Raw genomic sequence first — 6,853 nt, forward strand, 5'->3', positions numbered from 1 at the left:
AATGTGTTGTTGTTGACTTTGATATTGGGCAAAGAAATCTTGATATGATTTTAGGTTTAGAGAATCGTGTTGTTTATGATATGGTTCAAGTAATGGATGGTGAAGTTGGTTTAAAACAAGCACTTATTAAAAGTAAAATAAATGATAACCTTCACTTCCTAGCAGCATCACAAACAAAAGATAAATCAGTTTTACAATCTGATAAAATTTTAACGTTAATAACGGCTTTAAAAGCTGATTTTGATTATGTTATCTTAGATGCACCTGCTGGAATAGAGAGTGGTTATGAGCATACTATTGAGTTTGCTGATACTGCTATTATTGTAGTAAACCCAGAAGTATCTTCAATTAGAGATGCTGATAGAGCTATTGGTATTTTAGATTCAAAATCTCAAAAAGTAAAAGATGGTTCAGAAGTAAATAAACACCTAATCATAAATAGAATTGATGCAAAAATGGTACAAAGTGGCGAAATGCTAACAAGTACTGATATTATTGATATTTTAAGTATTCCACTTATTGGAAAAGTTCCAGAAGATAGAGGAATTATTGATGCATCAAATCAAGGTAAACCAATTATCTTAGATAAAAATTCAGCAGCTGGTCAAGCTTATTCTAGAATCTCTGCAAGACTTTGTGGACAAGATGTAGCGCTTGAGGATGTAGAGACTGTTCAAACTGGTCTATTTTCAAAGATAAAGGGGATTTTTAAATAATGTTTCCTTGGTTTAAAAAGAAAAAAAGTGCAAGCACTGCAAAAGATAGATTAACAATCGCAATAATGTCTGATAGAGATAATAATGCTTATCCTTTTATGGATCAAATGAAAGCTGAAATTATTGATGTCGTAAAAAAATATATGGGTGTAAAAAAAATAGATATTAAAAAAGATGTAGATGGTGACTTTGAAGCACTATCTATTGATGTTCAATTAGATAAAAATGCCTAATATAAAATAAGAAGGGAAAACCCTTCTTAAAATTTAAATAGTCCAGTTTCGTTTAAAATTACAATTACAAGTGCAATTGGAATAACAAATCTAACCATAAAGAACCAAACATTAGTAAAGAAAGTTCCCATTAATGGAATTAACTCACCTTTAATAACATCTTTATCCATAAAGTGTCCTACAAATACAACTGCTAAAATCCCACCAATTGGAACTAAAATAGTTGAAGCTACGAAATCTAACCAATCAAATAAACCTTTATCTCCAACCATTAACATAGGTGAATAATCAGAAATATTTGATAATAATGCAGCAATACCTAATATATAAAAGAAAATACTACAAATCATTGCAGCTTTAACTCTTGTATAATTCCATCTATTTACAAAGTATGAAACCATTGGTTCTAACATTGAAATAGCTGATGTAATACCAGCAAATGCAATAGCAACAAAGAATAATAGTGCTAAAGTTGAACCAATTGAACCAAACTCATAAAATACAGATGGTAATGAAATAAATACTAATCCAGCACCTTTTGTTGATTCAGCACCTTTATCAAATAATAATGTAAAGATAATTAAACCAGCAACAATAGCAACTGTTGTATCAATAATAGAGATTAAAAATGATGATTTTACAATATTCGACTCTTTTGGTAAAGAAGCCGCATAAGTAATAATAATACCCATTCCTAATGATAAAGTATAAAATGCTTGTCCAATAGCAACAATAACTGCTTCTGAGCTTAATTTAGAAAAGTCTGCTTCAAACATAAAAGATACAGCTTTTGAGAAACTTCCATCAATAGTTACAGAATAAATAAATAAAATTGATAAAATAAATGCTAATAATGGCATTAAAATTTTATTAATTTTTTCAATTCCATCTTTGATACCTTTTAAGATAATAGATGTAACTAATACAAATACAACAGTATGATACATAAGTTGTGTTTGAACATCAGTTGTTAACAATGTCATAAAAATATCTTTAGATTGCTCAACAGTTGCTGGAAGACCTTGAATAGATAGTGCAATATAGTGAAAAATCCATCCAATTACTACAGAATAATAAGATAAAATTATCAATGGCACAATTACTATAAACCCAGCATATTTCCATAAGTTTTTCTTTTTAGTAGCCAAACTTTCAAACATACTTACGGCATCACTTTGCCCTAATTTACCAATAAGTAATTCTGCAATTAATACAAAAACACCAATAAAAAGAGCTGTAATTAAGTAAACTAATACAAAAGCTCCACCACCATACTCACCTGTAACATATGGGAATTTCCAAATATTACCTAAACCAACTGCTGAACCAACAGCTGCAAGAATAAACCCGAATCTACTAAAACGTGCGGTACTCATAATTCTCCTTAGAAATAAAGAATCCATACTATCTAATTTTTAGTTAAACTTTTATGTAATTTATATGAATGAAATAAATTTTATTTATGAAACAAAAGAAAAATTTATTAAATTGTAGAAATTTAAATATAAAAAATAAAACTAAAGAGAATAACTCTTTTAATCAAAATATAATATAATAGGAAAATATTAACAATAAAAGAGAAAATGTGCCAAGAGCGAAATTAAGAAAAGTATTACCTACTCATGAAAAAATCAAAGATCAAAGAATTCTAAAGATTTTTGGTAAATTATTATATAAACAAAAAATTTGGAGTTTATCAAGAAAAAGAATATTAGGAGGTGTTTTTATAGGAATCTTTGTAGCTTTTATTCCTATGCCTTTACAAATGCTTTTAGTAGCTCTACTTGCAATTATTTTTAATGTAAATCTTCCAATAACTATTCTTCTTGTTTGGCTTTCTAATCCTTTAACAATGCCTTTTATTTATTATTTTGAATATGAGCTTGGGAATTGGCTTTTAAATATTAAAGACCCTATTGAATTTAGTTTTGAAACAATGAATGAAAATATAAGTGAGATAGCTTTATCTTTATATGTAGGAACTTTTGTTATATCAACAATTAGTGCTTTTTTAGCTGTATTTATTTTAAATTTATTATGGATAAAAGAAGTTAGAAAAAAACGTAAAAAGTAATAGAAAAAATATATAAAATAAAAAGTAAATAAATAAGTAAAATATCAAGTTGGAAAATCCAACTTGATATTAAATTGTTTCTTAAGAGTGAACTAAGTTTGTTAAGTGATCACTAGTAACTTGGTGGAAGTTTAAGTATTTATAAACACCCTCTTTGTTATCTTCAGTAATTTTCTTAGGTACAATTTCCATGTACTCTTCTTTAGATGGAAGTCTTCCAAGAAGTGCTGCAACTGCTGCAACTTCTGCAGATCCTAAGTAAACTTGAGAACCTTTTCCTAATCTATTATCGAAGTTTCTTGTAGAAGTTGAGAATACTGCTGCACCTTCAGAAACTTGTGCTTGGTTACCCATACATAATGAACAACCAGGAATTTCTAATCTAGCACCCGCTGCTGCAAAGATTGAGTAGTAACCCTCTTCTGTTAATTGTTCTTTATCCATTTTTGTTGGTGGTGCAACCCATAATTTAGTTGGAACTTCACCTTCACCTTTAAGTACTTCACCTAAAGCTCTGAATAATCCGATATTAGTCATACAAGAACCTACGAATACTTCGTCAATGTTTTTGATTCTTTTATCGTCAGCTAAAATGTTAGTTAATGTATCAACATCATCTGGATCATTTGGACAAGCTAAAATTGGCTCAGTAATTGTATTTAAATCAATCTCGATAACAGCTTTATATTCAGCATCTGCATCAGGAGTTAATAATTCTGGATTAGCAATCCATTCTTTCATTTTATCAGCTCTTCTTTGAAGAGTTCTAGCATCTTCGTAACCTTCTTCAATCATCTTTTCAATTAAAGCGATATTTGAAGATAAGTACTCAATGATTGGTTCTTTATCTAATTGAACAGAACAAGCTGCTGCTGATCTTTCTGCTGCAGAATCTGATAATTCGAATGCTTGCTCAACTTTTAATTCTGGTAAACCAGCGATTTCAATAATTGTTCCAGCGAATACGTTTTTCTTACCTTTTTTCTCAACAGTTAATAAACCATCTTGAATAGCTTGGTAAGGAATAGCATTAACTAAATCTCTTAAAGTAATTCCAGGTTGCATTTCACCTTTGAATTTTACAAGAACAGATTCAGGCATAGTTAAAGGCATAGCACCAGTTACACCAGCAAATGCAATAAGACCAGAACCAGCTGGGAATGAAATACCAATTGGGAATCTAGTATGAGAATCTCCACCAGTACCAACAGTATCTGGTAAACATAATCTATTTAACCATGAGTGAATAACACCGTCACCTGGTCTTAATGTAACACCACCTCTTGAGTTGATGAAATCAGGTAAAGTATGTCTTAATTTAATATCTGCTGGTTTTGGGTAAGCAGCAGTATGACAGAATGATTGCATAACCATATCAGCACCAAAAGATAGTGCAGCAAGTTCTTTAATCTCATCTCTAGTCATTGGTCCAGTTGTATCTTGAGATCCAACAGTAGTAGCGATTGGCTCAACGTACATACCAGGTTTAACACCTTCGATACCACAAGCTCTTCCAACCATTTTTTGCGCTTGAGTAAATCCTTTACCATTATCAGCAGGTTGAGTAGGAGCAACAAATGCAGTAGTAGCATCCATACCTAATACTTCTCTAGCTTTAACAGTAAGACCTTTACCAATAATTAATGGAATTCTTCCACCAGCTCTCATTTCATCTGTTAATGTATTTGGAGCTAAATCAAATTCAGAAACAACTGAACCATCTTTCTCAATTACACCAGCATATGGTTTTAAAGTAATAACATCACCAGTTTCTAAAGCATCAACTGGAGCTTGAATTGGTAAACATCCTGAATCTTCTGCAGTATTGAAGAAAATTGGAGCAATAATAGAACCAATTACAACACCACCAGTTCTTTTATTAGGAACACCTGGAATATCTCTACCCATATGCCATTGAACAGAGTTAATACCTGATTTTCTTGAAGAACCAGTACCAACAACATCACCAACGTATGCTAAAGGGTAACCTTTTTCTTTTAAAGAATCCATAGTATTTAATGGATCTTCCATTCTTGATTGTAACATTGCAGTAGCATGTAATGGAATATCAGATCTAGTAAATGCAACAGTTGCAGGAGATAAATCATCTGTATTTGTTTCACCAGGAATCTTGTAAACAGTTAAAGTGATTTCTTCTTCTAATGCAGGCTTGTTAGTAAACCACTCAGCGTTAGCCCATGATTCGATAACTTCTTTAGCTTTTTCATTTCCAGCGTCCATTAAATCTTTAACGTCGTTGAATGCATCATATACTAAGATAGTATTTTTTAATTCAGTTGCTGCAGCTTCTGCAACTTCTTCAATTTTAAGTGCATCAATTAATGGAGAAACGTTAAATCCACCCATCATTGTTCCTAAAATTCTTACAGCTTCAGATTTTGTAATTACTGAACATGCAACATTTCCTTGAACTACGTCATTTAAAAATGCAGCTTTAACATAAGCAGCGTCATCAACACCTGGGTTGATTTTGTTATTGAATAAATCTAAACAGTAATCTGCTTCTTCAACAGTATCTGCTTTTAATAATTCAACTAACTCTGCAGTTTGCTCAGCAGTTAATGCTAATGGAGGTAATCCACCTTCATTTAATCTTTCTTCTGTATGTGCTTTATAATCTACTAATAAACTCATATATTATCTCCTTCTGATTTGAAAAGTTTAGAGTATTATAGCATAAAGGCCAAAATTAGTATGTACAACTATTGTAAAGGTATGTACAAGTTTAATTTATGTAAATAAAAGTTACACTATTTCTTTTTTTTAAGTTTTGTTTAATTAAAAGAGCGCTTTATATAAGCGATTATTTCGATATTTGCATATTTAAGCAAATTTTTATTTTTTCTACTATTTTAGCTATTATTTGAATATAAATTCATTCTTTTTTTTATTTTTGTACAATTTTTGTACTTTGCTTTTACAAATTGATAATTTTTCATTTATAGTAAAATTTAAGCTTTAATTATTATAATTTTATTTTTTTATAATATAAGGATATATTTTGATAAATACTTTGCAAAACAAGCTTCATAAAGAAATTCCACTTACTAAAATGATGGATATAAAAATCAATTCATATACAGATATAAATCTTATTACAACAGCCCCTTTAGATATAAATATTAATGACAAAGGTACAGCTTTTGGCGGTAGTTTAAGTACTATGACAATTATTTCATCATGGAGTATGTGTTGGTTGATTTCACAAGAATTAGGATTTGATAGTAAAAATATTGTTGTGATTAAAAATGAAAATTCATATAAAAGACCCGTTACAAAAGATATTGTTTGTTATACTCAAAAGCCATCTAATGAAGAATTGCAAATTCTAAAAACAAAATTAGACAAAAAAGGTAGCGCTTCTATTAAGATATATTCAAAAATTATTGAAGACGATAAAGAGTGTGTTAGTTTTGAAGGTGTTTATGTTATAAAACTTGATGATAGATAAAAAATAAAAAAGGCAAGATAATGAAAAATTTTGATTTAATCATAATTGGAGCAGGAAGAGCAAGTAATTTAGCTGTAAAAGCTGGTAAAATGGGCAAAAAAGTTGCAATAATTGAAAAGTCAAAATTTGGAGGAACTTGCCCAAATAGAGGTTGTGTTCCTTCAAAATTATTAATTGCTTATGCAAATGTTGCACGTTCAAATAAAGAATCAAAAAGGCATTTTATTGATTCAACTATTGATAAAATAGATATTAAAAAGATTTTTGATGAAACAAATTTGTATATTTCAAAAATTGATTCAAATTATAAAAATAAATTTAATGAAAATGTTCAAATATTTGAAGGGACTGCAAAATT

At 29.6% G+C, this 6,853-nt stretch carries 7 protein-coding genes; 5 read left to right on the forward strand and 2 right to left on the reverse strand.

Annotated features, from left to right (window positions below; genetic code table 11):
• A partial coding sequence (gene minD, locus ACERKK_RS09540; RefSeq protein WP_373772855.1) for a septum site-determining protein MinD occupies positions 1-716 on the forward strand: 716 nt, incomplete at its 5' end.
• The gene (minE, locus tag ACERKK_RS09545; protein WP_373772856.1) at positions 716-949 is read left to right on the forward strand and encodes a cell division topological specificity factor MinE; all 234 of its coding nucleotides are present in this window, start codon (positions 716-718) and stop codon (positions 947-949) included. The genes minD and minE, both read left to right, overlap by 1 nt.
• A 26-nt stretch (positions 950-975) precedes the next feature.
• Here the strand turns inward: minE and ACERKK_RS09550 are convergent, their stop codons facing one another.
• Positions 976-2,325, reverse strand: a complete 1,350-nt coding sequence (locus ACERKK_RS09550) for a sodium-dependent transporter (protein WP_373772857.1) — start codon at positions 2,323-2,325, stop codon at positions 976-978.
• A 209-nt stretch (positions 2,326-2,534) separates the two neighbouring features.
• On the opposite strand from ACERKK_RS09550, the gene ACERKK_RS09555 reads away from it, so the two are divergent.
• Positions 2,535-3,023: a DUF2062 domain-containing protein gene (locus ACERKK_RS09555; protein ID WP_373772858.1), complete on the forward strand. Its 489-nt coding sequence runs from the start codon at positions 2,535-2,537 to the stop codon at positions 3,021-3,023.
• Between the two features lie 81 nt (positions 3,024-3,104).
• Here ACERKK_RS09555 and ACERKK_RS09560 read toward each other — a convergent pair whose 3' ends face one another.
• The gene (locus ACERKK_RS09560; RefSeq protein ID WP_373772859.1) at positions 3,105-5,678 is read right to left on the reverse strand and encodes a bifunctional aconitate hydratase 2/2-methylisocitrate dehydratase; all 2,574 of its coding nucleotides are present in this window, start codon (positions 5,676-5,678) and stop codon (positions 3,105-3,107) included.
• 367 nt (positions 5,679-6,045) lie between these two features.
• Here ACERKK_RS09560 and ACERKK_RS09565 point away from each other — a divergent pair, with 367 nt between their 5' ends.
• Together ACERKK_RS09565 and ACERKK_RS09570 are read left to right on the forward strand one after the other, a co-directional pair.
• Positions 6,046-6,495 (forward strand): YiiD C-terminal domain-containing protein, encoded by a 450-nt coding sequence (locus ACERKK_RS09565; RefSeq protein ID WP_373772860.1) that lies wholly within the window; start codon positions 6,046-6,048, stop codon positions 6,493-6,495.
• 20 nt (positions 6,496-6,515) lie between these two features.
• Positions 6,516-6,853, forward strand: a 338-nt coding sequence (locus ACERKK_RS09570; RefSeq protein WP_373772861.1) for an FAD-dependent oxidoreductase, incomplete at its 3' end; no start/stop codon positions are given.

The organism is Poseidonibacter sp. (genome assembly GCF_041821165.1).
GTDB lineage: Bacteria > Campylobacterota > Campylobacteria > Campylobacterales > Arcobacteraceae > Poseidonibacter.

Excerpts from the sequence above, each read along its gene's own strand:
- ACERKK_RS09560 (WP_373772859.1), bottom strand. The coding sequence starts at position 5,678 with ATGAGTTTATTAGTAGATTATAAAGCACATACAGAAGAAAGATTAAAT.
- ACERKK_RS09550 (WP_373772857.1), bottom strand. The coding sequence starts at position 2,325 with ATGAGTACCGCACGTTTTAGTAGATTCGGGTTTATTCTTGCAGCTGTT.
- minE (WP_373772856.1), top strand. The coding sequence starts at position 716 with ATGTTTCCTTGGTTTAAAAAGAAAAAAAGTGCAAGCACTGCAAAAGAT.